This window comes from Streptomyces sp. NPDC058664 (assembly GCF_042716635.1).
Classification (GTDB): Bacteria; Actinomycetota; Actinomycetes; order Streptomycetales; family Streptomycetaceae; genus Streptomyces.
On sequence record NZ_JBHXRW010000047.1, the window covers coordinates 18,354 to 41,586 of the forward strand.

23 protein-coding genes and 1 tRNA gene are annotated in these 23,233 nt (G+C 72.0%); 11 read left to right on the top strand and 13 right to left on the bottom strand.

Annotated elements, in window-relative coordinates:
- The first annotated feature begins 11 nt into the window (after positions 1 to 11).
- The 4 genes from ACFWUY_RS30270 (at position 12) to ACFWUY_RS30285 (ending at position 4,459) form a co-directional block, all read left to right on the top strand.
- On the top strand, positions 12 to 881 hold the full coding sequence (locus tag ACFWUY_RS30270; protein ID WP_384116845.1) for a DNA primase: 870 nt from the start codon (positions 12 to 14) through the stop codon (positions 879 to 881).
- A gap of 1 nt (position 882) precedes the next feature.
- The gene (locus tag ACFWUY_RS30275) at positions 883 to 2,355 is read left to right on the top strand and encodes an ATP-binding protein (protein WP_384116848.1); all 1,473 of its coding nucleotides are present in this window, start codon (positions 883 to 885) and stop codon (positions 2,353 to 2,355) included.
- A gap of 515 nt (positions 2,356 to 2,870) precedes the next feature.
- Positions 2,871 to 3,077 (top strand): helix-turn-helix transcriptional regulator, encoded by a 207-nt coding sequence (locus ACFWUY_RS30280; protein WP_384116854.1) that lies wholly within the window; start codon positions 2,871 to 2,873, stop codon positions 3,075 to 3,077.
- A complete protein-coding gene (locus ACFWUY_RS30285; protein WP_384116858.1) occupies positions 3,074 to 4,459 on the top strand; it encodes a tyrosine-type recombinase/integrase in 1,386 nt (461 codons plus the stop codon). The genes ACFWUY_RS30280 and ACFWUY_RS30285 overlap by 4 nt, the downstream gene beginning before the upstream one ends.
- 178 nt (positions 4,460 to 4,637) lie before the next feature.
- Here ACFWUY_RS30285 and ACFWUY_RS30290 read toward each other — a convergent pair.
- Positions 4,638 to 4,719 (bottom strand) — tRNA-Tyr (locus ACFWUY_RS30290).
- A 171-nt stretch (positions 4,720 to 4,890) separates the two neighbouring features.
- Between ACFWUY_RS30290 and ACFWUY_RS30295 the strand changes: the two genes are divergently transcribed.
- From ACFWUY_RS30295 to ACFWUY_RS30310, 4 genes are all read left to right on the top strand, one after another.
- Positions 4,891 to 5,382 (top strand): YajQ family cyclic di-GMP-binding protein, encoded by a 492-nt coding sequence (locus ACFWUY_RS30295; RefSeq protein ID WP_073810273.1) that lies wholly within the window; start codon positions 4,891 to 4,893, stop codon positions 5,380 to 5,382.
- A gap of 94 nt (positions 5,383 to 5,476) precedes the next feature.
- Complete coding sequence (locus ACFWUY_RS30300) at positions 5,477 to 5,986, top strand: methylated-DNA--[protein]-cysteine S-methyltransferase (protein ID WP_384116862.1); 510 nt, start codon at positions 5,477 to 5,479, stop codon at positions 5,984 to 5,986.
- Positions 5,983 to 6,612, top strand: a complete 630-nt coding sequence (locus tag ACFWUY_RS30305) for an alpha-ketoglutarate-dependent dioxygenase AlkB family protein (RefSeq protein WP_384116865.1) — start codon at positions 5,983 to 5,985, stop codon at positions 6,610 to 6,612. The genes ACFWUY_RS30300 and ACFWUY_RS30305 overlap by 4 nt, the downstream gene beginning before the upstream one ends.
- 10 nt (positions 6,613 to 6,622) lie before the next feature.
- The gene (locus ACFWUY_RS30310; RefSeq protein WP_384116869.1) at positions 6,623 to 7,861 is read left to right on the top strand and encodes an APC family permease; all 1,239 of its coding nucleotides are present in this window, start codon (positions 6,623 to 6,625) and stop codon (positions 7,859 to 7,861) included.
- Positions 7,862 to 7,949: 88 nt separating this feature from the next.
- Here ACFWUY_RS30310 and ACFWUY_RS30315 read toward each other — a convergent pair whose 3' ends face one another.
- The 12 genes from ACFWUY_RS30315 to ACFWUY_RS30370 form a co-directional block, all read right to left on the bottom strand.
- Positions 7,950 to 8,357: a YccF domain-containing protein gene (locus tag ACFWUY_RS30315; RefSeq protein WP_384116877.1), complete on the bottom strand. Its 408-nt coding sequence runs from the start codon at positions 8,355 to 8,357 to the stop codon at positions 7,950 to 7,952.
- The gene (gene htpX / locus ACFWUY_RS30320) at positions 8,354 to 9,217 is read right to left on the bottom strand and encodes a zinc metalloprotease HtpX (RefSeq protein ID WP_384116884.1); all 864 of its coding nucleotides are present in this window, start codon (positions 9,215 to 9,217) and stop codon (positions 8,354 to 8,356) included. The genes ACFWUY_RS30315 and htpX overlap by 4 nt, the downstream gene beginning before the upstream one ends.
- A gap of 192 nt (positions 9,218 to 9,409) precedes the next feature.
- Positions 9,410 to 10,945, bottom strand: a complete 1,536-nt coding sequence (locus tag ACFWUY_RS30325; RefSeq protein WP_384116891.1) for an NADH-quinone oxidoreductase subunit N — start codon at positions 10,943 to 10,945, stop codon at positions 9,410 to 9,412.
- Positions 10,942 to 12,495, bottom strand: a complete 1,554-nt coding sequence (locus ACFWUY_RS30330; protein ID WP_384117035.1) for a NuoM family protein — start codon at positions 12,493 to 12,495, stop codon at positions 10,942 to 10,944. Before ACFWUY_RS30330 ends, ACFWUY_RS30325 begins: the two co-directional genes overlap by 4 nt.
- Before the next feature lie 27 nt (positions 12,496 to 12,522).
- Positions 12,523 to 14,502: an NADH-quinone oxidoreductase subunit L gene (locus ACFWUY_RS30335; protein WP_384116898.1), complete on the bottom strand. Its 1,980-nt coding sequence runs from the start codon at positions 14,500 to 14,502 to the stop codon at positions 12,523 to 12,525.
- A complete protein-coding gene (gene nuoK, locus ACFWUY_RS30340) occupies positions 14,499 to 14,861 on the bottom strand; it encodes an NADH-quinone oxidoreductase subunit NuoK (protein ID WP_384116905.1) in 363 nt (120 codons plus the stop codon). Before nuoK ends, ACFWUY_RS30335 begins: the two co-directional genes overlap by 4 nt.
- Positions 14,861 to 15,418 (bottom strand): NADH-quinone oxidoreductase subunit J, encoded by a 558-nt coding sequence (locus ACFWUY_RS30345; protein WP_384117038.1) that lies wholly within the window; start codon positions 15,416 to 15,418, stop codon positions 14,861 to 14,863. The genes nuoK and ACFWUY_RS30345 overlap by 1 nt, the downstream gene beginning before the upstream one ends.
- An 11-nt stretch (positions 15,419 to 15,429) precedes the next feature.
- A complete protein-coding gene (locus tag ACFWUY_RS30350; RefSeq protein ID WP_384116912.1) occupies positions 15,430 to 16,020 on the bottom strand; it encodes a NuoI/complex I 23 kDa subunit family protein in 591 nt (196 codons plus the stop codon).
- Entirely contained in the window at positions 16,020 to 16,988 is a 969-nt protein-coding gene (locus ACFWUY_RS30355; RefSeq protein ID WP_384116920.1) for an NADH-quinone oxidoreductase subunit H, read from the bottom strand. The genes ACFWUY_RS30350 and ACFWUY_RS30355 overlap by 1 nt, the downstream gene beginning before the upstream one ends.
- Positions 16,985 to 18,499 carry an NADH-quinone oxidoreductase subunit C gene (locus ACFWUY_RS30360; RefSeq protein ID WP_384116927.1) on the bottom strand — a complete coding sequence of 505 codons (1,515 nt, stop codon included), beginning with the start codon at positions 18,497 to 18,499 and terminating at the stop codon, positions 16,985 to 16,987. Before ACFWUY_RS30360 ends, ACFWUY_RS30355 begins: the two co-directional genes overlap by 4 nt.
- On the bottom strand, positions 18,496 to 19,074 hold the full coding sequence (locus tag ACFWUY_RS30365) for an NADH-quinone oxidoreductase subunit B (RefSeq protein ID WP_384116934.1): 579 nt from the start codon (positions 19,072 to 19,074) through the stop codon (positions 18,496 to 18,498). The genes ACFWUY_RS30360 and ACFWUY_RS30365 overlap by 4 nt, the downstream gene beginning before the upstream one ends.
- Positions 19,065 to 19,493 carry an NADH-quinone oxidoreductase subunit A gene (locus ACFWUY_RS30370; RefSeq protein ID WP_174518279.1) on the bottom strand — a complete coding sequence of 143 codons (429 nt, stop codon included), beginning with the start codon at positions 19,491 to 19,493 and terminating at the stop codon, positions 19,065 to 19,067. Before ACFWUY_RS30370 ends, ACFWUY_RS30365 begins: the two co-directional genes overlap by 10 nt.
- A 146-nt stretch (positions 19,494 to 19,639) precedes the next feature.
- Here ACFWUY_RS30370 and ACFWUY_RS30375 point away from each other — a divergent pair, with 146 nt between their 5' ends.
- The 3 genes from ACFWUY_RS30375 to ACFWUY_RS30385 all read left to right on the top strand — a co-directional run bounded on the left by ACFWUY_RS30375 (position 19,640) and on the right by ACFWUY_RS30385 (position 23,142).
- Positions 19,640 to 20,821 (top strand): sensor histidine kinase, encoded by a 1,182-nt coding sequence (locus ACFWUY_RS30375; RefSeq protein ID WP_384116942.1) that lies wholly within the window; start codon positions 19,640 to 19,642, stop codon positions 20,819 to 20,821.
- A gap of 191 nt (positions 20,822 to 21,012) precedes the next feature.
- Complete coding sequence (locus tag ACFWUY_RS30380) at positions 21,013 to 22,299, top strand: sensor histidine kinase (RefSeq protein WP_384116948.1); 1,287 nt, start codon at positions 21,013 to 21,015, stop codon at positions 22,297 to 22,299.
- A gap of 183 nt (positions 22,300 to 22,482) precedes the next feature.
- The gene (locus tag ACFWUY_RS30385; protein WP_384117041.1) at positions 22,483 to 23,142 is read left to right on the top strand and encodes a LuxR C-terminal-related transcriptional regulator; all 660 of its coding nucleotides are present in this window, start codon (positions 22,483 to 22,485) and stop codon (positions 23,140 to 23,142) included.
- Positions 23,143 to 23,233 lie beyond the last annotated feature (91 nt).

A 23,233-nucleotide genomic window follows, 5' to 3' on the forward strand; every position in this document is an offset into this window, starting at 1 on the left:
AGACATCCAGCATGACCCAACCCATCCTCATTCGACGAGAACACGCCGTCCTGGACATCGCGCTCGCCCTTGCCGCTGGCGGGGTGCCGGTGCTGCCGCTGCGAGCCGACAAGGGCCCGTTCGGCAACTGCCGGACCTGCGTTAGCAACGCGTGCGGCGGGCGGCCGAACATGAAGACCCCCGGCCCCTGCTCCTGCCCGTGGCCGTGCCACGCCTGGGCCGCCGCCACCACCAACCCCGCCGTCCTCTCCTCAGCCCCCTGGACGGCCGCATGGCGCCGTGCCGGGGCCGTCGGCTATCACCCCGGCGGCGCCGGACTGACCGTGGTCGACCTCGACAACGCGGTCGCCGTCGCCTGGGCCCGCGCCACCCTGCCCCCGACCCGCACCGTGGCCACGACGCGTGGGGAGCACTGGATCTACCGGGGCACCATGCGGTCGGTGAACGCCGTTCGGGAGGGCGTCGACCTCAAGTCGACGATGGCCTATGCCCGCTGGCTCGGCCCCGGCACCGGCCCCCTGGCGGAGCTCCCGGTGGTCGTGCGCGCGCTCGCCGAGAAGGCACCCTCCGCCGTCCGGCCCGCACCTCCGCGCGCTGTGGCCGTGCCCGCTCCGGCCGGGGACGGGCAGTGCCGCCACCGCTCGCCCGCCTACCTGGAGCGGGGCATCGCCATGGCCGAGCAGCGGATCACCGACGCGGCCAGCGCGGTACACGCCACCGTGTACCGGACGTTCCTGGCAGTGCTGGCCGCCCATGGGCGGTGCGGCTGCCTCACCGACGCACATGTTGCCCGGCTGTTCACCGCCGCGCAGGCCAAGGGGGAGTCCCCGCGGCACTGCACCGATGCGTGGGCCAACGCCCGCACCGCTTTGGGGATGTGACATGTCCGAGGAGGAGAAGAACCCGGCCCGCGAGGTCATCAGCGACTACGCGCAGGCCCATTTCCGGTACTTCCGCACCGTCGACGGCACCGTGTACGCCCAGCGCAACGGCCACCCCGTCGCCCGTCCCATCCGCTCGCAGGGCACGACCGGCAGCCATCGGCAGGAACTCATGGTCGGCCTGTTCAAGGACGGGATCGGCGTATTCAACGGAACGGCCCTGAAGGAGGCACTCGACTTGATCGAAGCACTCGCGCTCACCGAGGACGTCCAGCCCATCCACATCCGCGTCGCCCCCGGATTCGACGGCGCCACCTGGCTGGACCTGGGCCGCGACGACGGCCAGTCCGTCCGCATCCACCCCACCGGCTGGGACATCCTCACCCCCGACCCCCGCGAGGTCTGCTGGCGGCGCACCCAGCTCACCGGGGAACTGCCCCTGCCCGCGAAGAAGACCAACGGCAAGGGCATCGACCTGCTGATGCGGCTGTGCAACTTCACCGACGCCCGCACCGAGTCCCTGGCCCTGGCCTGGCTCATCGGCTGCCTCGGCCCCGACGTCCCGGTCCCCGCCCCCTTCCTCACCGGACCCCAGGGCGCGGGCAAGTCCACCGCCGGCAAGATGCTCATCCGGATCATCGAGGGCATGAGCGGCGATTTGCGCCGCGCCCCGAAGGACGAGGAGAACCTGATCACGGCCGTCGCGGCCGGATGGATCACCGGCTTGGACAACCTCTCCCACCTCGGACCGGATCTCTCGGACCTGATGTGCTGCATCGTCACCGGCGCGGAGAACATCAAGCGGGCCCTGTTCACCGACGGCGACGTCGTCCGCTCCCGCTACCGCCGGCCGCTGCTGCTGACCGGCATCGACGTCGGCGTCATCCGCCCCGACCTCGCCGAACGCCTCCTGCCCTTGCGGCTGGAGCGGCCCCGGGTGCGGCGCACCGAGGCGGAGCTGTGGACGGAGTTCGCACGCGACCTGCCCGTGATCCTCGGCTCCGTCCTCGACCTGGCCGTCCAGGCCCGCGCCACCCAGGCCGACATCCCCACCGACCTGCGCATGGCCGACTTCGCCCACCTGTGCGCCCAGCTCGACACCGCCACCGGCTTCGGAGCTCTGGACGCCTACCGGACCAGCCTGGACGACCTTAACGACGACGTCATCGAGGGCGATCTGCTCGCCCAGACCGTCCTTAAGCGCGCCGCCGACATCGACCCGGGCACCGAGGTCCGCATGACGTCGGCCGAGTGGCTGCACGGCCTGACCCAGCTCTACAGCGGCGAGGACTTCCGTCCCCTGCCCAAGGGCTGGCCCACCACTGGCAAGGTCCTCTCCGACCGCCTCAAGCGCCTCCAGCCGGTCCTGGCCGCACGCGGCGTGCTGGTCGACTGGGGCCGCACCAAAACCGCCCGCTACATCGAGATGACCCGGCCCACGCCCCCGGCCGACGAGCAGCAGCAGGCGTTCTAACCCCGGGCCACGCGTGCCTGACCGCACAGGCAAGAGGAGCACCCCCACCCTGGCGAGGCGGTGCTCCTCTTGCTCTTCGGCGGCCGCGCCGCCGCCCAAAGGGCGTGCCGCTTCGCGGCTCCCCATTCACGCCCGAAGGTGCGCACAACAACAGACACAGGCCCCTCTTTTTCCTAAGTAGAAAGACGCTGCGTCACCTGCGTCACTACGGGCCCGAAAACCGCACCTGACCTGCATCAACAGGGGTGACGCAGAGCCCAAAAGTCTGCGTCACCTTGCGTCACCTGCGTCACCCCGTGACGGACGGCTGCGTCACCGGTGACGCAGTCCGTCATCCCCTGCGTCACCGAAATCCGCAGGTCAGCGACCTAAATGACGCTGATGGCGCGATGACGCAGAAATCCTGACCTCGGACACACACGAAGCCGATCAGCCGCTGCAGTGGCCCGCTTCAACCACGTGTACCGCCTACACGAAGGCCACGCCGCCCGACCATGCCCCGAGGAGGGGACCCGATGGCCCGCACCACCCGCCGCCGTCCGCCTGTGGACGAATGGCTGCCCCTGACTGACGTCCTCGACGAGATCGGCATCACCCGAGCCACCTGGTACCGCTGGCGCAACCGCGGCTACGGCCCCGAGGTGAAGCGCCTCCCCAACGGGCACCTGCGGATCCGCCGCAGCGCGCTCGACGCCTTCCTGAACGAACTGGAGACCGCGTGACCGACTGGAGCTACACCGTACGGATCTGGAGCATCCGCAAGCGGCCGTATCGCAAGCCGTACCAGCTCCGCTGGCAGGTCGGTACGAAGCCACACTCGGAGTCGTTCCTGACGCTCGGGCTCGCCGAGAGCCGGCGCGCACAGTTCATCACCGCGACTCGCGAGGGCGAGCCCTGGGACGTCGACAGCGGCCTGCCGAAATCCATGGTCCAGAAAGCCAAGGACATCTCCTGGTACCAGCACGCCAGGAACTACGTAGAGATGAAGTGGGACCACTCCCCCGCCTCCACGCGCAGGAACCTGGCTGAGGCCATGGCCACCGTGACGCTCGCGCTCCTGAAGGACACGAAGGGCATGGCGGATCACAAGGCCGTGCGCCGTGCGCTCTACACCTGGGGCTTCAACGTGAACCGGTGGAAGGAGGAGGCCCCGGAGGACGTGGCCGCGCTGCTCGCCTGGGTGGATCGGAAGTCGGTCCCCACGTCCTCGCTCGCAGATCGGATCCTCGTACGCCGGGCCCTGGACGCCTGTACCCGGCGCCTGGACGGCAAGACTTCCGCCGGGTCGGTCATCGCCCGCAAGCGGGCCATCTTTCACCAAGCTCTGGGCCTCGCAGTCGACGCTGAGCTGCTGGGTGAGAACCCGATTCCGGCGATCAAGTGGAAGGCCCCCGAGAAAGTCGAGGAGGAGGTGGACCCCGAGGCCGTGCCGGACCCCGAGCAGGCCGCCGCACTCCTCGCCGCCGTGCGGAAGCAGGGAGCCCGTGGCCGGCACTTGGAAGCGTTCTTCGGGTGCATGTACTACTCCGCCGGCCGTCCGGGAGAGCTGGTCGGGCTGCGGCTCCAGGACTGCGACCTTCCCCGGCGCGGTTGGGGTCTCGTCCGGCTCCGGGAGAGCCGTGCTCGCTCGGGCAGCTCCTGGACGGACACGGGTGAGGCTCACGACCGGCGCGGGCTCAAGCACCGCACCCGGAAGACGGTCCGGTACGTGCCCATCCCGCCCGAGCTGGTCTCCATGCTCCGGTGGCACGTCACCCTCTACGGCACCCACACCGACGGCCGGCTGTTCCGGACCGCCCGTGGCGGCATGGTCCAGGAGAGCGGGTACGGGGAGGTCTGGGCGGGCGCCCGCGAGGACGTCCTCACCCCCGCCGAACGGGAAACGAAGCTCGCCAAGCGGCCGTATGACCTTCGTCACGCGGCCGTCTCCACATGGCTGAGCTCCGGCGTCGAACCGCAGCTGGTCGCCCAGCGGGCCGGGCATTCGGTCGGGGTCCTCTTCCGCGTCTACGCGAAGTTCCTCAAGGGGGGCGATGAGGCCGCGAACGCCAAGATCTCCGCTCGCCTGAACCAGCACCGGGTGAGTGCTCCCGCTGGCCTCTGACGTCCGCCCCGGCCGGAGCCGCACGTAGCGTCCGGATTCCCGTCCACAGTCCGTCCAGACACGCTGGTAGACAGGGTGATTGAGAGGGGCAGGGCGAGACACTCCAGCCCTGGTCCAACCTTTACACGCGAACGGCCCCTGATCGCGTTTCCGCAGATCAGGGGCCGTTCTTATCGCGTGGCGACGCCAGGATTCGAACCTGGGTAGGCTAAGCCGACGGATTTACAGTCCGCTCCCATTGGCCACTCGGGCACATCGCCATGAGATCGCTGCCGTGGATCCGCTTTCCGGCGGTGTTCCGTGGCAACGACGTAAACAATACCTGATCCCCGGGGGTGCTTCGCCACCGGATTGATCAGCGGTTCGGGTCGTGGCGCACCCCCTAGGCTTTGGGCTGTACCCCACAGCATCCGAGCAAGGAGCCACGAGTCATGGCCGACTCCAGTTTCGACATCGTGTCCAAGGTCGAGCGGCAGGAGGTCGACAACGCCCTCAACCAGGCCGTGAAGGAGATCTCCCAGCGCTACGACTTCAAGGGAACCAACGCCTCGATCTCCTGGTCGGGCGAGAAGATCCTGATGCAGGCGAACGGCGAGGAGCGCGTCCTGGCGATCCTCGACATCTTCCAGACCAAGCTGATCAAGCGCGGCATCTCGCTCAAGTCGCTGGACGTCGAGGGCGAACCGCAGCTGTCCGGCAAGGAGTACAAGCTCTTCGCGTCGGTCACCGAGGGCATCTCGCAGGAGAACGCCAAGAAGGTCGCGAAGACCATCCGGGACGAGGGTCCCAAGGGCGTCAAGGCGCAGGTGCAGGGCGACGAGCTGCGGGTCAGCTCGAAGAGCCGGGACGACCTGCAGGCCGTGCAGGCGCTGCTCAAGGGCAAGGACTTCGACTTCGCGATCCAGTTCGTGAACTACCGCTGACCCGTCGAGGTTCGTGTCCGAATTCCGCCGGTCCGAGGCTCGGCGGGCCCCGCACACTGGACGTGGAAGACCCGTGCGGGGAGAGGAACCAGCCATGACCGTGTACGCGTACGTCGACGGCCCCCTGGGCGAGATGCTGCTTGTCGGGCGGCTCGCCGGAGGGGGCCGTGCCGTGCTGCGCTCACTGTCCCTGCCGGGACAGAAGGGTGCCGTCGCGGTCGGGGACGGGTGGACGCTCGCGCCCGAGGCGTTCGTGGACGTCGCCGGGCAGCTCGGTGAGTACTTCGCCGGGCGGCGCGACCGGTTCGACCTGCCCCTCGACGGCGAGGCCGGGACCGCGTTCCAGCGGCGGGTCTGGCGGGCCCTGGAGGAGATCCCGTACGGCACGACCGTCTCGTACGGGGAGATCGCCCGGCGGGTCGGGTCCTCCGGTGCCGGCGTACGGGCCGTGGGGACCGCGATCGGGCGCAATCCGCTGCTCCTGGTGCGGCCCTGTCACCGGGTGATCGGGGCCGACGGGAGTCTGCGCGGGTACGCCGCCGGGCTCGATCGGAAGGAGCGGCTCCTCGCGCTCGAAGGGGCGCTCGAAGGGGCCTCCGTGTGACCGAGGGGCTGTTTCCCCGCGAGCGGGCCGTGATCGCGCCCGGGGCCGTGCACGTGCCCGCGTGGCTCCCGTTCGCGCGGCAGCGGGAGCTGGTGGACGCCTGTCGGGAGTGGGGGCGCGGGCCCGTGCCGTACCGGCGGACCGTGCTGCCGGGCGGGGGCGTCATGTCGGTGCGGTCGCTGTGTCTCGGCCGGCAGTGGGTGCCGTACCGCTATCTCGACACGGTCGGTGTCGAACTGCCCGGCCCGCTCGTCGCCCTGGGCCGGGAGGCGCTCGTCGAGGCGTACGGGGACCACGGCGGTTTCACCCCCGACACCGCGCTCGTGAACTTCTACGAGCCGGGGGCGCGGATGGGCATGCACCAGGACCGGGAGGAGCGTTCGGGCGCGCCGGTGGTGTCGCTGAGCCTCGGGGACCGGTGCGTGTTCCGGTTCGGGAACGAGGAGGGCCGTGGACGGCCGTACCAGGACGTCGAGCTGGCCTCGGGAGACCTGTTCGTCTTCGGCGGGGCTTCGCGCTGGGTTCACCACGGGGTTCCCAAGGTGTACCCGGGGACGGCCGAGCCGGCGCTCGGCCTGACGGGGCGGCTCAACATCACGCTCAGGGAGACCGGCCTCACCGTCTAATGTGCGGTGCATGACACCGGAACTGCGCCGCTCCCTCGGCGTCTTCGACGCGGTCGTGATCGGGCTGGGGGCCATGGTCGGGGCCGGGATCTTCGTGGCGCTCGGGCCCGCCGCCGGGGCGGCCGGATCCGGGAGCGGACTGCTCGTCGCGCTCGGAATCGCCGCTGTCGTCGCGTACTGCAACGCCATGGCCTCGGCCCGGCTCGCGGCCCGCTACCCCAGCTCGGGCGGCACGTACGTGTACGGTCGCGAACGCCTCGGATCCTTCTGGGGCTACCTCGCCGGGTGGGCCTTCGTTGCGGGCAAGACGGCCTCCTGCGCGGCGATGGCCCTGACCGTCGGGACGTACCTCTGGCCGGGGCACGCGCACGCGGTGGCGGTGGCCGCCGTGGTCGCCCTGACGGCCGTCAACTACGCGGGAGTTCAGAAGTCGGCGCTGCTCACGCGGGTGATCGTGGCCCTTGTCCTCGCCGTCCTCGCCGCCGTCTGCGTGGTGTCCCTCGGGGCCGGTGGGACAGCGCCGCTCACCATCGGCGGAGAGGTCACGGCGGGCGGGGAGATCCAGGCCGCGGGTTTGCTCTTCTTCGCGTTCGCGGGGTACGCGCGGATCGCCACGCTCGGCGAGGAGGTCCGCGACCCGGCCCGGACGATCCCCCGAGCCGTGCCGATCGCGCTCGGGATCGCCCTCGCCGTCTACGTGCTCGTCGCGGTGGGCGTGCTCTCCGTCCTCGGCCCCACGGCCCTCGCCGACTCCCCCGCCCCGCTCGCCGACGCGGCACGCGCGGCGGACGCCGGCTGGCTGGTTCCGGTGGTCACCGTGGGCGCCGCTGTCGCGGCGCTCGGCTCGCTGCTCTCGCTGATCCTCGGGGTGTCCCGCACGACCCTGGCGATGGCCCGGGACGGATACCTGCCGGCCGCGCTCGCCGCCGTGCACCCGCGCTTCCAGGTGCCGCACCGGGCGGAGCTCGCGGTGGGCGCGGTGGTGGCCGTGGTGGCGGCGACGGCGGACGTGCGGGGCGCGATCGGCTTCTCGTCCTTCGGGGTGCTCGTCTACTACGGGATCGCGAACACCTCCGCGTGGACCCTGGGAGGCCGGAACCGGCCGCTCGCCGCACTCGGGCTGGTCGGCTGCGGGGTCCTCGCGTTCGCGCTGCCCCTCGGGTCCGTCCTGGCGGGGTCCGGGGTCGTCGCCGCCGGTGTGGTGGCGTGGGCCGTCAGCCGGGGGCGGCCCGTACCCCCTCGGCCCTGAGCCCGTCGGTCCTGAGCCCGTCGGCGGTCTCCGTACGCCTGGTTCCCCGCGTCGGGTTCCGCACCGGGGATGCCTCGGCGGGGGTGCCTCAGCGTCCCGCGTATCCGTACGCCTGGGAGACCTGGTCCGTGGGGACGATCTCCTTGCCGAGCGGCAGCAGCGACACCGGGATCAGCTTGAAGTTCGCGATGCCGAGCGGGATGCCGATGATCGTGACGCAGAGGACGATGCCGGTGGTGATGTGGCCGAGGGCGAGCCACCAGCCGGCCAGGATCAGCCACAGGACGTTGCCCACGCAGGAGGGGGCGCCCGCGTCGCGGCGGTCGACGACCGTGTGCCCGAAGGGCCACAGGGCGTAGACCCCGATGCGGAAGGCGGCGAGTCCGAAGGGGATGCCGATGATCGTGATGCAGAGCAGGACGCCCGCGAGCATGTAGCCCAGGAACATCCAGAATCCGCACAGGACCAGCCAAATGACGTTGAGGATCGTCTTCACGGGCGGTGACCTGCCATCTGTTCGAGCCGGGCGATCCGCTCGGCCATCGGCGGGTGGGTGGAGAACATCTTGGACATGCCCCGTCCGGGCCCGAACGGGTTGGCGATCATCATGTGGCTCGCGGTCTCGATCCGGGGCTCGGGAGGCAGCGGCAGCTGCTTGGTGCCCGCGTCCAGCTTCCGCAGGGCGCTGGCCAGGGCGAGCGGGTCGCCGGTGAGCTGGGCGCCGGAGGTGTCGGCCTCGTACTCGCGGGAACGGGAGATGGCGAGCTGGATGACCGAGGCGGCCACCGGGCCCAGAATCATGATCATGAGCATCCCGAGCAGGCCGGGACCGTCGTCGTCGCTGGAGCGGCCGACCGGGATCAGCCAGGCGAAGTTGACCAGGAACATGATCACGGAGGCGAGCGCTCCGGCGACCGAGGAGATGAGGATGTCCCGGTTGTAGACGTGGCTCAGCTCGTGGCCGATGACCCCGCGCAGCTCGCGCTCGTCGAGGAGCGCGAGGATGCCCTCGGTGCAGCAGACGGCGGCGTTGCGCGGGTTGCGGCCGGTCGCGAAGGCGTTGGGCGCCTGGGTCGGCGAGATGTAGAGCCGGGGCATGGGCTGGCGCGCCTGGGTGGAGAGCTCCCGCACCATCCGGTAGAGGGCGGGGGCCTCGAACTCGCTGACCGGACGGGCCCGCATGGCCCGCAGCGCCAGCTTGTCGCTGTTCCAGTACGCGTACGCGTTGGTGCCGAGCGCCACGAGGAGCGCGACGATCAGCCCCGTACGTCCGAAGAAGCTGCCGATGACGATGATGAGGGCGGAGAGCCCTCCGAGGAGTACGGCGGTCCTCAGCCCGTTGTGCCGGCGGTGCACGGTACGCCCTCCAAGCGGTGCGGCAGGGGAACCCTTTGCTTCGTGGTCGTCCGCCCCCGGTCTTCGTCCGGGAGGGATCCCAGGTCCAGTGGACCCTTCCGTACTGGTCAACGCCAGGCGGGAGGTTCGGGTTCCCCCGGCCGCGCCGGGGGTGCTGTGGGCCGTTCGGGTGGGAGGGGCCGGCGAGGGCTGTCAGAAGAGGCTGTTCGCGGCGAAGCGGAGGGCGAGCTGCGGGTAGCCCGACAGGACGACCCCGGCGGCGGCGGTCAGCGCGATCGCCAGGGTGATCGGCGCGGGGGCCCGGCGGGGGGTCCGGTGGGGGGCCTTCCCGGCCGCTCCTTCCGGCGTTCCCTCCCGCGCCCCTTCCGGCGTACGGAAGAGCAGGGCCGTCCAGCGGAGGTAGTAGTACAGGCCGATCACGACGTTGACGCCCATGACCACGGCCAGCCAGCCCAGGCCCGCGTCGACGGCCGACGAGAAGACGGTCACCTTGGCGAAGAGGCCGATGATGCCCGGGGGCAGACCGGCCAGGTTCAGGAGGAAGAAGGCGAGCGCGAGGGCGGCGGCGGGGCTCGCCGCGTACAGGCCGCGGTAGTCCTCGATCCGGTTCCCGGGGTGGCTGCGGGCGACGAGCGCGACGACCGCGAACGCGCCGAGGTTCACGACGGCGTACATCAGGGCGTACGCGACGGTGGCGCCGATCTGGTCGTCGCTGGAGTACGCGGCGGCGGCGATCGGCACCAGGAGGTAGCCCGCCTGGGCCACGGAGGACCAGGCGAGCAGCCGGACCGCGCTCCACGCGCGCGTGGAGAGCTGCCGCAGGGCGGCGACGTTGCCGGCGGTCATGGTGAGCGCGGCGAGGACGGCGAGCGCCGGGCCCCACACGTCCGCGTACGAGGGGAAGGCGACGACGGTCACCAGGATGAGCCCGGTGAAGCCGACGGCCTTGCCGACCACCGAGAGGTAGGCGGCGACGGGCAGCGGGGCGCCGACGTACGTGTCGGGCACCCAGAAGTGGAAGGGGACGGCGGCGGTCTTGAAGGCGAAGCCGACGAGGGTGAGGGCCACGCCCGCCTCGGCGAGCGTCTGGAGCTGCCCGGGGACGTCGTCGAGGCGCTGGGCGAGCTCCGTGAGGTGGAGGGTGCCGGCGGCCGCGTACACGAAGCTGACGCCGAGCAGGGTGACGGCGGTCGCGGTCACGGAGGAGAGGAAGAACTTGAGCGCCGCCTCGCCGGACATGCGGTCGCCGCGCTTGAGGCCGACGAGCGCGAAGGCGGGCAGCGAGGCCACTTCGAGGGCGACGACGAGGGTCGCGAGGTCGCGGGAGGCGGGCAGCAGGGCCGCGCCGGCGGCCGAGGAGAGCAGCAGGAACCAGAACTCGCCGGCCGGGAGCCTCTCGCGGGTCTCGGTGAGCGAGAGCAGCGCCGTCAGGAGCGCGCCGCCGAGGACGAGCAGCTGGATGACGAGGGTGAAGTGGTCGGCGGTGTAGCTGCACGCCGTGACCTGGGTGTCGGCGGTCAGGCAGAAGGTGGAGCGGTCGCCGGCCCGCAGCGGTACGAGGAGGGCGAGGGCGGCGGTGAGGCCGCCGATCGCGGTCCAGCCGAGGAGCTGCTTGCGCCCCTCGGGGACGAAGAGGTCCGCGACGAGCACGACGAGGGCGACCACGGCCGTCAGGGTGGGGGGCGCGATCGTGAGCCAGTCGACGGACTGGACGAGCGACGACGTCACTGGGTGCCTCCGGCGAGGAGCTTCTGGACGGCCGGGTCGGTGAGGCCGAGGAGGACGGCGGGCCAGAGTCCGGCGAGGACGGTGAGGGCGACGAGCGGGGTCCAGGCGGCGAACTCGTACCCCTGGACGTCGGCGATCGGTGTCTCCCCGGCGGGCCGGGGACCGCCCATGCAGACGCGGCGGACGACGAGGAGGAGGTAGGCGGCGGTGAGGAGGGTGCCGAACGCGCCGATCGCCGTGAAGGTGAGGAAGGCGGGGCGGCTGAGGCCCTCGGCCGGCTCGAAGGCGCCGAACAGGGCCAGCATCTCGCCCCAGAAGCCGGCCAGGCCCGGCAGGCCGAGGGAGGCGACGGCGGCGAAGGCGAGGAGGGCGCCGAGGCGGGGGGCGCGGCCGTAGAGGGCTGCCCCTGTGGCGCCCGCGAGGGTGTCGAGGTCGGCGGTGCCGTACCGGTCCTTGACCGCGCCGACCAGGAAGAAGAGCAGGCCGGTGACGAGGCCGTGGGCGACGTTGGCGAAGAGGGCGCCGTTGACCCCGGTGGGGGTCATGGTGGCGATGCCGAGGAGGACGAAGCCCATGTGGCCGACGGAGGAGTACGCGATGAGGCGCTTGAGGTCGCCCTTGTTGCCGGGCCTGGCGAGGGCCAGGCAGGCGAGCGATCCGTAGATGATCCCGGCGACGGCGAAGGCGGCGAGGTACGGGGCGAAGGTCCGCATGCCGTCCGGGGCGATCGGCAGGAGGATCCGGACGAATCCGTACGTGCCCATCTTGAGCAGGACGCCGGCGAGGAGGACCGAGCCGACGGTCGGGGCGGCGGTGTGGGCGTCCGGGAGCCAGCTGTGCAGCGGCCACATCGGGGTCTTCACGGCGAGCCCGATACCGATCGCGAGAACGGCGATGACCTGCACGGACGTGGTCAGTCCACGGCCGTTGTCAGTGGCGAGCGCCACCATGTCGAACGTGCCCGCCTTCACGCCGATGAGGAGCAGGCCGAGCAGCATGACGACGGAGCCGAGCAGCGTGTAGAGGATGAACTTCCAGGCGGCGGCCTGCCTGCCCTCGCCGCCCCAGCGGGCGATGAGGAAGTACATCGGGATGAGGACCATCTCGAAGGCCAGGAAGAACAGGACGAGGTCGAGGACGGCGAAGGTGGCGAGGGTGCCGGACTCCAGGACGAGGAGGAGCGCGACGAAGCCCTTGGGGGAAGGGCCGGCAGGCATCTTGTAGGAGCTGTACAGCGCGCAGAGGAAGCTCAGGAGCGCGGTCAGGACCAGGAGGGGGAGGGAAATGCCGTCGACACCGAGGTGGATGCGCACGTCGAGTGCGTGGATCCAGCTGATGTCCGTCGTGGCCTGCATCCTCGAGGGCTGGTCGTGGTCGAAGCCGAGCACCAGGAAGAGCGCGGCGAGCAGGATCACGCCGGTGACCGTGACGCCGTGGCGGAGCACGGCCTGGTCGGGTGACTTCCCCTTCAGCCCCGGCGGGGCCGGGAGGAGGGCGGCGGCCGCGCCGATGAGCGGTCCGGCGACGATCAACGCAAGAAGGAACTGCATCACGGATTCGCTGATATCGATCACGGCTCACGCTCCGGCGACGGCGTTGGCGAGGGCGACTGCGGCGATCGCCAGGACGACGGAGCCGGCGAGCAGGGCGCTCAGGTAGGTCTGGACGTTGCCGGTCTGGGCGCGGCGGACGAGCCAGCCGAGCCCCTTGGCGGAGTCGCCCGCGGCGCGGACGTAGGTGTCGACGACCTCGCGGTCCAGGAAACGGACCAGGGAGGCGGCGGCCAGGACGGGGCGGACGAAGGCGGTCCGGTAGACGGCGTCCAGGTGGAAGCCGTCGGCGGCGGGGCCGTGCAGTGGTCCGAGGAGTGCGCGGCCGGGATCGGCCGGGTCCTCCGCGGGGTGCGGCAGGTGCAGCGCCTCGGCCTCGACGAGACCCGCGTCGGCGCCCGGGTGGGCGACGTGGGGTACGGGGGCGGCGACGGGGGTCCGGACGGCGAGGGTGCGCCAGACGGCGTAGGTGACGGCCGCTCCGGCGACGGCGAGGCCCGTGCCCAGGACGGCCGTGGTGACGGTCGGGGTGAGGGCGTGCCCGTCGAACCAGTCGTCGACGTACGTGGCGGTGAGCCCGAAGCCGAGGGAGGGGATCGCGAGCACCCACAGGACGCTCGTCATGGCGATGGGCTGACGACCGTGGTCCGGTGCTTCGGCGCCTCGGCCACGGAAGGTGCGGAGCCAGAGGCGGAGCGCGTACGCGGCCGTGAGCAGGGCGGTCAGCAGACCCGCGACGAGGACGGTCCAGCCGGCCCCGGCGGGGGCTACGGCCCGGTCTCCGAGCGCGGTGTGCTCGGCGGCCACCAGGACGGCCTCCTTGGAGAAGAAGCCGGCGAAGGGCGGGATCGCGGCGAGCGCGAGGAGGGCGACGGTCATCGTCCAGTACGCGTCCGGGACGCGCTTCGCGAGGCCGCTCATGCGGGACATGGCGGTCAGCGAGTTCGTACCGGCGGCGTGGATGACCGCGCCGGCGGCGAGGAAGAGCAGCGCCTTGAAGGCGGCGTGCGAGAGGAGGTGGAAGACGGCGGCACCGCGGTCGCCGACGGCGAGGGCACCGGCCATGTAGCCGAGCTGGCCGATCGTCGAATAGGCGAGGACCCGCTTGATGTCGTCCTGGGCGAGCGCGGCGAGCGCCGAGCCGACCATCGTGATCGCGGCCATCACGGCGAGCACCGTCATCGCGGCGGCGGAGGCGGCGAACACGGGCAGCAGCCGGGCCGTGAAGTAGATGCCGGCGGCGACCATCGTCGCCGCGTGGATGAGCGCGGAGACGGGGGTGGGGCCGGCCATGGCGTCCGGGAGCCAGGTGTGCAGCGGGAACTGGGCCGACTTGCCCGCCACACCGGCGAGCAGCAGCAGCGCGATCAAAGTGGGGTGGTCGAGGCCGCCGCTCGCGACGGCGCCGAGGACGCCCGTGATCCGGAAGGTGCCCGCGTCGGTGGCGAGCGCGAAGAGCCCGATGAGGAAGGGGACGTCACCGAGCTTGGTGACGAGGAAGGCCTTCAGGGAGGCGGCCCGCGCCTCGGGGGTCTCCCAGTAGTGGCCGACGAGGAAGTACGAGCAGATGCCCATGATCTCCCAGCCGACCAGGAGCACCATCAGGTCGCCGGAGTAGACGACGAGCAGCATCGCGGAGGTGAAGAGGGAGACGAGCGCGGCGTACGAGGGGTAGCGCGGGTCCTCGCGGAGGTAGCCGGTCGAGTAGATCTGCACACAGGTGGCGACGACGCCGACCAGGACGGCGACGAGGGCGGCGAAGCCGTCGATGTACAGGGCCAGGTCGATGGGGACGGAGCCGGTGGGCGTGAGCTGGGTGGACGCTTCGATCGCCCTGCCTCCGCCCTGGCGGGCGGCGACGAGGACGGCGAGGACGGCGGCGGCGAGCGTCGGCAGCACGGCGAGCGGGCGGACGAAGCCGGGCGCGGTGCGGCCGAGCAGGAGTCCGGCGGCGGAACCGAGGAAGGGCAGGAGGGGGACGAGGACGGCGAGGGTCGTGGTGGTCACGCGGTGGCCTCGGCCTTCTCGCCGGTGGGCGTGTCGTCGGTGCTCTCGGATGCCTTCTCCGCCGTGTCGCGGAGGCGGTCGACGTCCGAGGTGCCCTTGTTGCGGTGGACCATCAGGACGATCGCGAGACCGATGCCGATCTCCGCGGCGGCGATGGCGATGGTGAAGAGGGTGAGGGCCTGGCCCGCGTGGAGGGTGTCGCGGAGCCACACGTCGAAGGCGACCAGGTTGAGGTTGACGGCGTTGAGCATCAGCTCGACGGACATCAGGACCAGGATCGCGTTGCGGCGGGCGAGGACGCCGTACACGCCGATGGCGAAGAGGAGGGCGGCGAGGACGGCCGGGTAGACGAGATGCATCAGCGCTGCTCCTCCTGCTTCTTGCGGGAGAGCACGATCGCGCCGACCAGGGCGGCCAGGAGGAGGACGGACAGCGCCTCGAAGGGCAGCACCCAGTGCCGGAAGAGGATCTCGCCCGACACCTTCGTCGAACCCTGGACGGCTCCGTCCAGGTCGATCCAGGTCGTACGGAACGCGTCGACGACGACCCAGACGAGCGCGGCCGCGGCGGCCAGGGCCACCGCGATCGCCGCCGGTTTGTTGCGGGAGTCGGCGTCCGGGGAGCGGCCGATGGGAGCCCTGGTGAGCATGAGGCCGAAGAGGAGGAGCACGACGACGGAACCGACGTAGATCAGGACCTGCACCCAGGCGATGAACTCGGCGGTCAGGAGCAGGTACTCCACGGCGAGGCCGCCGAGCGCCACGACCAGCCAGAGCGCGGCGTGCACGAGCTGGCGGGTGGTGACCGTGACGAGGGCGGCGCCGAGGGTGACGAGGCCGACGAGGAGGAAGGAGATCTCGACGCCGGTCGGCGAGAGGAAGCCGTGGGGCTGCTGGGCCGCGGCGGCGAGGGCCACTGCTGCGGGGGTCACTGCTGCTCCTCCTGCGCCTGGGCGGGGGCGTCCTGGGCCTCTGCCTCGGCCTGGGCGGCGGCGGCCGCGGCGGCGGCCTTCTCGGCGGCCTTGCGGGCGGCGGCGATCTCCTTCGGCTCCTCCGCGCGCGGGTCGAGCGCGGGCGGTTCCGGGACCGTCCACATCCACTCGCGGAGCTTGTCGCGCTCGTGGGTGAGCTCGTGGATGTCGGTCTCGGCGTACTCGAACTCGGGCGACCAGAACAGCGCGTCGAACGGGCACACCTCGATGCAGATACCGCAGTACATGCAGAGCGAGAAGTCGATGGCGAAGCGGTCGAGGACGTTCCGGCTGCGCTCGCGGCCGCCGGGAGCGGCGGGCGGCACCGTCTCCTTGTGGGAGTCGATGTAGATGCACCAGTCGGGGCACTCACGGGCGCAGAGCATGCAGACCGTGCAGTTCTCCTCGAACAGTCCGATGACCCCGCGGGTGCGGGGCGGCAGCTCGGGCTGGACGTCCGGGTACTGCGCGGTGACGGTCTTCTTCGTCATCGTGCGGAGCGTGACGGCGAGGCCCTTGGCGAGGCCGGAGCCGGGGAACGGAGCCATTAGTTGATCGCCACCTTCACGATGCCGGTGAGCGCGATCTGCGCGAGGGCGAGCGGGACGAGCGTCGTCCAGGCCAGTTTCTGGAGCTGGTCCTCACGAAGCCGCGGGTAGCTCACCCGGAGCCAGATCACGACGAACGCGAGGACGGCGGTCTTGAGGAGGGTCCAGACCCAGCCGAGGCCGTCCGCGCCGAAGGGGCCGTGCCAGCCGCCGAGGAACAGGACGGTGGTGAGACCGCAGAGGACGACGATGCCGGCGTACTCGGCGAGCAGGAACAGCGCGAAGCGGAGACCGGTGTACTCGGTGTACGCGCCGAAGATGATCTCGGAGTCGGCGACCGGCATGTCGAACGGGGGCCGCTGGAGCTCCGCGAGACCCGCCACGAAGAAGACGAGGGCGCCGACGATCTGCCAGGGCAGCCACCACCACTCGAAGGCGTTCAGGATGCCGGGCAGGGAGACCGTACCGGCGGCCATCGCCACGGAGGCGGCGGCGAGCAGCATCGGGAGCTCGTACGCGAGGAGCTGGGCGGCGGTACGGAGGCCGCCGAGCAGCGAGAACTTGTTCGCGGACGCCCAGCCGGCCATCAGGCTGCCGAGGACGCCGACGCCCATCACGGCGAGCACGAAGAAGACGCCGGCGTCGACGACCTGGCCGACCGCGCCCTCGCTCGGGCCGATCGGGATCGCGACGAGGACGAGGAGGTACGGGAGGAGGGCGACGGCCGGCGCGAGCTGGAAGACCCGGCGGTCGGCGTCCTTGGGGACCACGTCCTCCTTCTGCGCGAACTTCACGCCGTCGGCGACGAGCTGGGCCCAGCCGTGGAAACCACCGGCGTACATGGGGCCGAGACGGCCCTGCATGTGGGCCATGACCTTGTGCTCGGTCTGCCCGACGACGAGGGGCAGCACGAGGAAGACGGCGAAGACGACGAGAAGCCGGAGGGCGACGTCGAGTACGTCGTTCACGCGGGATCGCCTCCGGCGGGGGTGGTGGGGTGGTCGGTGCCGCCACCCTGCGGGGCGGGGCCTTGCGGGGCGGGCGGTTCGTCGGACTCGGCGGGGCCTTGCGGGGCAGCCGGTTCGTCGGGCTCGGAGTCCGGGGCGACGGCTTCGCGCCCTGCGGGCGGGGCGGAGCGGGGGCCTGCGGCCTGGGGGGCGGGGGCGGCGGGCTCGGACGGTCCGGACGCGGCCGACTCGGGCGCGGCTTCCGGGGGCTGCGGCCCGGTGCCGGGCTCGGTCGGCTCGGACGCCGTTTCCGGAGCCTGCGGCTCGGGCCGGGTCGCCGGGTCCGGCGTCTGCGGCTCGGGACGCTCGGCTTCGGGGCCTTCGGCCCCGGCCGGGGTCTCCGGCTTCGCCGGGGACTTCCGGGAAGCCGGCTCGTCGTCGAAGGCCGGGCGGGCGTGGTGCCAGGGGGCGTCCGAGCTGCGGGTACGCGGGCCGGTGGTCTCTGCGCTCGGCGCAGGACCGTTCGGGGTCGCCTGACTCGCCGAGCCGTCGGCCGCCGAGCGGGTACGGCGCGGCGGGCGGGGCGTCTCGGGCGCGGGCGCGTCCGTCGGCGCCGGTGTCGGCCGGCTCGCCGAGCCCTCCGACGCCGAGCGGGTACGGCGCGGCGGGCGGGTGGCGGGCGGGGTGTCGGTCGCCGTACCCGGCTCGGGAGCCGCGGCTGCCTGCTCCGGGGTCGGGTCGGCGGCGGCCGACTGGCTCGCCGAGCCCTCCGACACCGAGCGGCTGCGGCGCGGCGGGCGGGTCGTCGGGGACGGGGGCTCGGTGGCCGCGTCCGGTGCGGGAGTCACGGCGGACGTCCGGCTCGCCGAGCCCTCGCCCACCGAGCGGGTCCGGCGGGCCGGGCGGTCGCCTGCCGCCGCTCGGGCGGGACGGGTCGGGGCCGGGGGGAGCTGGCCCTTCAGGGGGCCCCATTCGTTCGGGTCCGGGACGCCCGGCGGAAGCATCTGGCGGCGCTTCGGGCCGCCGTCGTGGGACTCGCCCGGTTCCTTCGCGCCCGGCCACGCCTTGGCGACCCGGGCCGCGAGGACGAAGTCCTTGCGCAGCGGGTGGCCCTCGAAGTTCTCCGGGAGGAGGAGCGGGACGAGGTGGGGGTGGCCGGTGAAGTCCACGCCGAACATCTCGTGGGTCTCGCGCTCGTGCCAGCCCGCGCCCGCGTACACCCCGATCGCCGTGGGGAGGACGGCGGCGGAGTGCGGCACCGTCGTACGGACGAGGAGACGGCGCGGACCGCCCTCCGCGAGCGACGCGAGCGACACCACGTGCGCGCAGACCCGGAAGCCCGTGCCCGGTTCGTCGACCGCGCTCAGCCAGTCGAAGTAGGTGCACCCGAGCGCGTCCCGGGCCGTTTCGAGCGCCGTGATCCAGGACGCCGGCGGGACGTCGACGGTCAGCAGGTCGTACGCCCGCTCCGCCGTCGCCTCCTCGCCGAAGACCTCGGTCACGGCCTCGGGGAGCGAGTCGTAGGCGGTCATGCCTCGCCTCCCGGTCCCTCGACCAGGGGGCTCGTCAGCTGGGAGACCGACGCGGCGCTCGCGTACCGCTCGGCCAGGCTCTCCCGCGCGATCTTCTCCTGGAGCTTGAGGATGCCCTGGAGCAGCGCCTCGGGGCGCGGCGGGCAGCCGGGGACGTAGACGTCCACCGGGATGATCTGGTCGACGCCCTTCGTCACCGAGTACGAGTCCCAGTACGGGCCACCGCAGTTCGAGCAGGCACCGAAGGAGATGACGTACTTCGGCTCGGGCATCTGCTCGTACAGGCGCTTCACGGCCGGGGCCATCTTGTCGGTCACCGTGCCGGAGACGATCATCAGGTCGGCCTGGCGGGGGCCGGGCGCGAAGGGGATCACGCCGAGGCGGATGAAGTCGTGCCGGGCCATCGACGCGGCGATGAACTCGATCGCGCAGCAGGCGAGCCCGAAGTTGAAGACCCACAGGCTGTAGCGGCGGCCCCAGTTCAGGACCACCTTCATCGGCTCGGGGGCGAGGCGCGCGAGCGGCCCCAGGGTCGGGGCGGGGAGCGGGGTCACGGGGAGCGGGGTCACGTCCATGTCAGGACGCCCTTCTTGTATGCGTAGAGCAGCCCCACGGCCAGGAAGCCGAGGAAGACGAACATCTCGACCAGGGTCGTGGCGCCGTAGCCGGGCGCGGCGAAGACCGTCGCCCAGGGGAAGAGGAAGATCGAGTCGACGGCGAAGATCACGTAGAGGAAGGCGTACACGTAGTAGCGGACCTGGGTGTGCGCCCAGCCCTCCCCCACGGGATCCACACCGCACTCGTAGGTGAGGAGTTTCTCGGGTGTCGGCACGACGGGCCGGAGCAGCCGGCCCGCGCCGAACGCCACGGCGACGAAGAGCACGCCGACGACGGCGAGCAGGCCGACGACGGAGTACGTCTGGAAGTAGTCCGCCGCGTCGGCCGCGACAACGGTCGGTTCCCGCACGTCCGCCCCTCGGTCTCGGTGTCTCATGAGTCACTTCTGTACGCACGCGAGTCTAGGCCCTGTTAAAGAGGCCGTAAGCAGTCGCGTACACACCGCTGGTGGGGATATCCCCCCTGTCGCTCACCGACCTCCCCCATGGCGTCGCGCGGTCGCCGACCGGCAGTCTGGGGAGCATGACCGCTGATCATGAATCCGCCGGGTCCTCCGCCCCCGCCGCCGCTCCCCGTCCGCTCCGGCGCACCGCCTACGGCAAGGAGACCTGGAAGGAGATCGCCTTCCTCCTCTCCAACCTGTTCACGGCCCTGGTCGGCTTCGTCTACGCGGTCGTCAGCGTCGTCCTCGGCGTCGGCCTCTCGGTCACCGTGATCGGACTTCCGCTGCTCGCCCTCGGGCTCGGCGGCGCGCGTCTCATCGGCCGCTCGGAGCGGGCGCGGGCGCGCGGGCTGCTCGGGGTCGCGGTCGCCGAGCCGTCCCCGCTGCCGTCGCGCGGCGGCTTCTTCGACTGGCTGTGGACCTCGCTGAAGGACCCGGTGGCATGGCGGACGCAGCTGTACGGGCTGATCCGGCTGCCCTGGGGGATCGCGACCTTCGCGATCACCCTCGTCTCGCTCCTCGTCCTCTGGCCGGTCCTGCCCTTCCTCGCCCGGGGCATGGCGGGTGCCGACCGGGGCATGGTCCGGGGGCTGCTCTCGCCCTCCGACGAGCTGGAGCGGCGGATCGCCGAGCTGGAGACGGACCGGGGCGTGGTCGTCGACACCGCCGCCGCCGACCTGCGGCGCATCGAACGCGATCTGCACGACGGCGCGCAGGCCCGGCTCGTCGCCCTCGCGATGGGACTCGGCCTCGCGAAGGAGAAGCTCCTCGACGACCCGGAGACGGCCGCCGCGATGGTCGACGAGGCGCACGGCGAGGTGAAGCTCGCCCTCCAGGAGCTGCGGGACCTCGCCCGGGGCATCCACCCGGCGGTCCTCACCGACCGGGGGCTGAGCGCCGCGCTCTCCTCGGTCTCGGCGCGGTGCACGGTGCCGGTGAAGGTGACCGTGGACCTGACGGAGCGGCCGGCGGAGGCGATCGAGGGCATCGCGTACTTCACGGTGTCGGAGCTGCTCCAGAACGTCTCCAAGCACGCGCGTGCCCGGTCCGCCTCCGTGGAGGTGTGGCGGGCGAAGGACCGGCTGCTGCTCCAGGTACGGGACGACGGGGCGGGCGGGGCCCGCTTCGACGGCGGTACGGGGCTCGCGGGGCTCGCTGAGCGGCTCGGGGCGGTGGACGGGCTGCTGGTCCTCGACTCGCCGGAGGGCGGTCCGACGACGGTCACGGCGGAGCTGCCGTGGCGCTCGCGGCCGGCCCGGTGAGCGGCGGGGCGGAGCGGGCTGAGCGGCGGGGGCGTCGGCCCGGTGAGCGGCGGACGCCGGCCCCATGAGCGGCAGGTAGGGAAAACCCCCGCCCGGAGACGCCCACCCGCCTCATGGTCCGGCGGGCGCCCGGACGGAACCCTGGGACTGGAACACGTACGCACACCCCTGACGCAGAGAAGGACCCCGCGATGGCCTCCCACCGACTCCCCGCCGCGATCCGCGCGCCGTTCGAGGCCCGCACCTGGCGCGCCGTCCTCCACGTCCTGATCGGGCTGCCTCTGAGCGTCTGCTGGTTCTCGCTCTCCGTCGCCTTCGTCTCGGCCGGCGCCGGACTGCTCATCACCTTCCTCGGCGTGCCGATCCTCGCCGGCGCCCTCGCGATGTGCCGGGGCTTCGGCGCGGTCGAGCGGGCCAGGGCGCGCGGACTCCTCGACCTCGACGTGCGGGCCCCCGAGCCGGTGCGGGGCCGGACCGGCGGGGCCTTCTCCTGGATGGGTGCCATGCTGAAGAGCGGAGCGTCCTGGCGGCACCTGCTGTACGCGGTCGTGCACATGCCGTGGGCGGTGTTCTCGTTCTCGGTGACGGTGGCGTTCTGGTCCTGGGGCTGGGGCCTCTTCCTGTACCCGCTGTGGCAGTGGGTGTTCCCCATGTACCTGGGGCAGGACGGCCTCCAGCTGTACGGCGACGGAATCCGCGGCCTCTACCTCGACTCCCCCTTCGAGATCGCCGTGACCAGCGTGATCGGGCTGCTGTTCGTCATGGTCGGGCCGTGGCTGCTCCGCGGGTTCGTCGCCGTCGACCGGCTGCTGGTCTCCGGGCTCCTCGGCCCCTCGCGGCTGGCCTCCCGCGTGACCGAGCTGGAGACGGACCGGGGCGTGGTCGTCGACACCGCCGCCGCCGACCTGCGGCGCATCGAACGCGATCTGCACGACGGCGCGCAGGCCCGGCTCGCCGCGCTCGCCATGGACCTGGGGCTGGCGAAGGAGAAGCTCGCGGAGGACCCGCAGGCGGCGGCGGTGCTGGTCGGCGAGGCGCACGGCGAGGTGAAGCTCGCGCTCAAGGAGCTGCGGGACCTCGCCCGGGGCATCCACCCGGCGGTCCTCACCGACCGGGGCCTCGACGCGGCGCTCTCCGCGGTCGCCTCCCGGTGCGCGGTCCCGGTGTCGGTGGACGTCGACCTGCCGGCCCGGCCGGTCCCGGCGATCGAGGGCATCGCGTACTTCACGGTCTCCGAGCTGCTGCGGAACGTCACCGACCACTCGGGCGCGCGGCGCGCCTGGGTGGACGTGTGGCGGGCGGGCGACCGGCTGATGCTCCAGGTGCGGGACGACGGGACGGGCGGGGCGGAGACGGTGGCGGGGCGGAGCCTCGCGGGGCTTGCGGAGCGGGTGGGGGCGGTGGACGGGGTGCTGGCGGTGGTCTCGCCGGCGGGTGGGCCGACGACGGTGACGGCGGAGCTGCCCTGGCGGGCGTGACCTTGCGGACCGCTCGTACCCGTTGTGGGCAACTGTTCCGCAAGGGCGATGGGGGTCCCCCCCTGCTCGAGCGGAACGATTGCCCACAACGGGGGTGGGCGAGCGGTCCCTGGTGCGATGCTGGTGGTCGTATCGGGCTGGGCTACATGGGGGATGTACGGCGTGGGTGTGGAAGGCAAGGCGGTGCGGGTGGTCATCGCCGAGGATTCGGTGCTGCTCCGGGAGGGCCTGACCCGGCTCCTGACCGATCTGGGGCACGAGGTCGTCGCCGGCGTCGGGGACGGGGACGCGCTCGTCGAGACCGTCGCCGGGCTGGCGGAGAAGGACGAGCTGCCGGACGTGGTGGTGGCGGACGTGCGGATGCCGCCGACGCACACGGACGAGGGCGTGCGTGCGGCGGTGCGGTTGCGCAAGGAGCATCCGGGACTCGGCGTACTGGTCCTTTCGCAGTACGTGGAGGAGCAGTACGCCACCGAACTCCTGGCCGGTTCCAGCCGGGGGGTGGGCTATCTGCTGAAGGACCGGGTCGCGGAGGTCCGTGAGTTCGTGGACGCGGTCGTGCGGGTCGCCGGGGGTGGTACGGCGCTGGATCCGGAGGTCGTGCAGCAGCTGCTCGGCCGGAGCCGTCAGCAGGACGTGCTCGCGAACCTGACGCCGCGCGAGCGGGAGGTCCTCGGTCTGATGGCGGAGGGCCGGACGAACTCGGCGATCGCGAAGGCGCTGGTGGTGAGCGACGGCGCGGTGGAGAAGCACATCAGCAACATTTTCCTGAAGCTGGGCCTTTCACCGAGTGACGGCGATCACCGACGGGTACTCGCGGTGTTGACGTATCTGAGATCCTGAACATCTGACACTCTGTCAGTTGGCACGGGGGACGGAAGGCCGTTCGTCGGCGCCCCGAGGCCCCAGGCCCGGAGGGTGGGACGGAATCCGA

Excerpts from the sequence above, each read along its gene's own strand:
- ACFWUY_RS30270 (WP_384116845.1), top strand. The coding sequence starts at position 12 with ATGACCCAACCCATCCTCATTCGACGAGAACACGCCGTCCTGGACATC.
- ACFWUY_RS30275 (WP_384116848.1), top strand. The coding sequence starts at position 883 with ATGTCCGAGGAGGAGAAGAACCCGGCCCGCGAGGTCATCAGCGACTAC.
- ACFWUY_RS30280 (WP_384116854.1), top strand. The coding sequence starts at position 2,871 with ATGGCCCGCACCACCCGCCGCCGTCCGCCTGTGGACGAATGGCTGCCC.
- ACFWUY_RS30295 (WP_073810273.1), top strand. The coding sequence starts at position 4,891 with ATGGCCGACTCCAGTTTCGACATCGTGTCCAAGGTCGAGCGGCAGGAG.
- ACFWUY_RS30300 (WP_384116862.1), top strand. The coding sequence starts at position 5,477 with ATGACCGTGTACGCGTACGTCGACGGCCCCCTGGGCGAGATGCTGCTT.
- ACFWUY_RS30310 (WP_384116869.1), top strand. The coding sequence starts at position 6,623 with ATGACACCGGAACTGCGCCGCTCCCTCGGCGTCTTCGACGCGGTCGTG.
- ACFWUY_RS30330 (WP_384117035.1), bottom strand. The coding sequence starts at position 12,495 with ATGCAGTTCCTTCTTGCGTTGATCGTCGCCGGACCGCTCATCGGCGCG.
- nuoK (WP_384116905.1), bottom strand. The coding sequence starts at position 14,861 with ATGCATCTCGTCTACCCGGCCGTCCTCGCCGCCCTCCTCTTCGCCATC.
- ACFWUY_RS30350 (WP_384116912.1), bottom strand. The coding sequence starts at position 16,020 with ATGGCTCCGTTCCCCGGCTCCGGCCTCGCCAAGGGCCTCGCCGTCACG.
- ACFWUY_RS30360 (WP_384116927.1), bottom strand. The coding sequence starts at position 18,499 with ATGACCGCCTACGACTCGCTCCCCGAGGCCGTGACCGAGGTCTTCGGC.
- ACFWUY_RS30365 (WP_384116934.1), bottom strand. The coding sequence starts at position 19,074 with ATGGACGTGACCCCGCTCCCCGTGACCCCGCTCCCCGCCCCGACCCTG.
- ACFWUY_RS30370 (WP_174518279.1), bottom strand. The coding sequence starts at position 19,493 with ATGAGACACCGAGACCGAGGGGCGGACGTGCGGGAACCGACCGTTGTC.
- ACFWUY_RS30375 (WP_384116942.1), top strand. The coding sequence starts at position 19,640 with ATGACCGCTGATCATGAATCCGCCGGGTCCTCCGCCCCCGCCGCCGCT.
- ACFWUY_RS30380 (WP_384116948.1), top strand. The coding sequence starts at position 21,013 with ATGGCCTCCCACCGACTCCCCGCCGCGATCCGCGCGCCGTTCGAGGCC.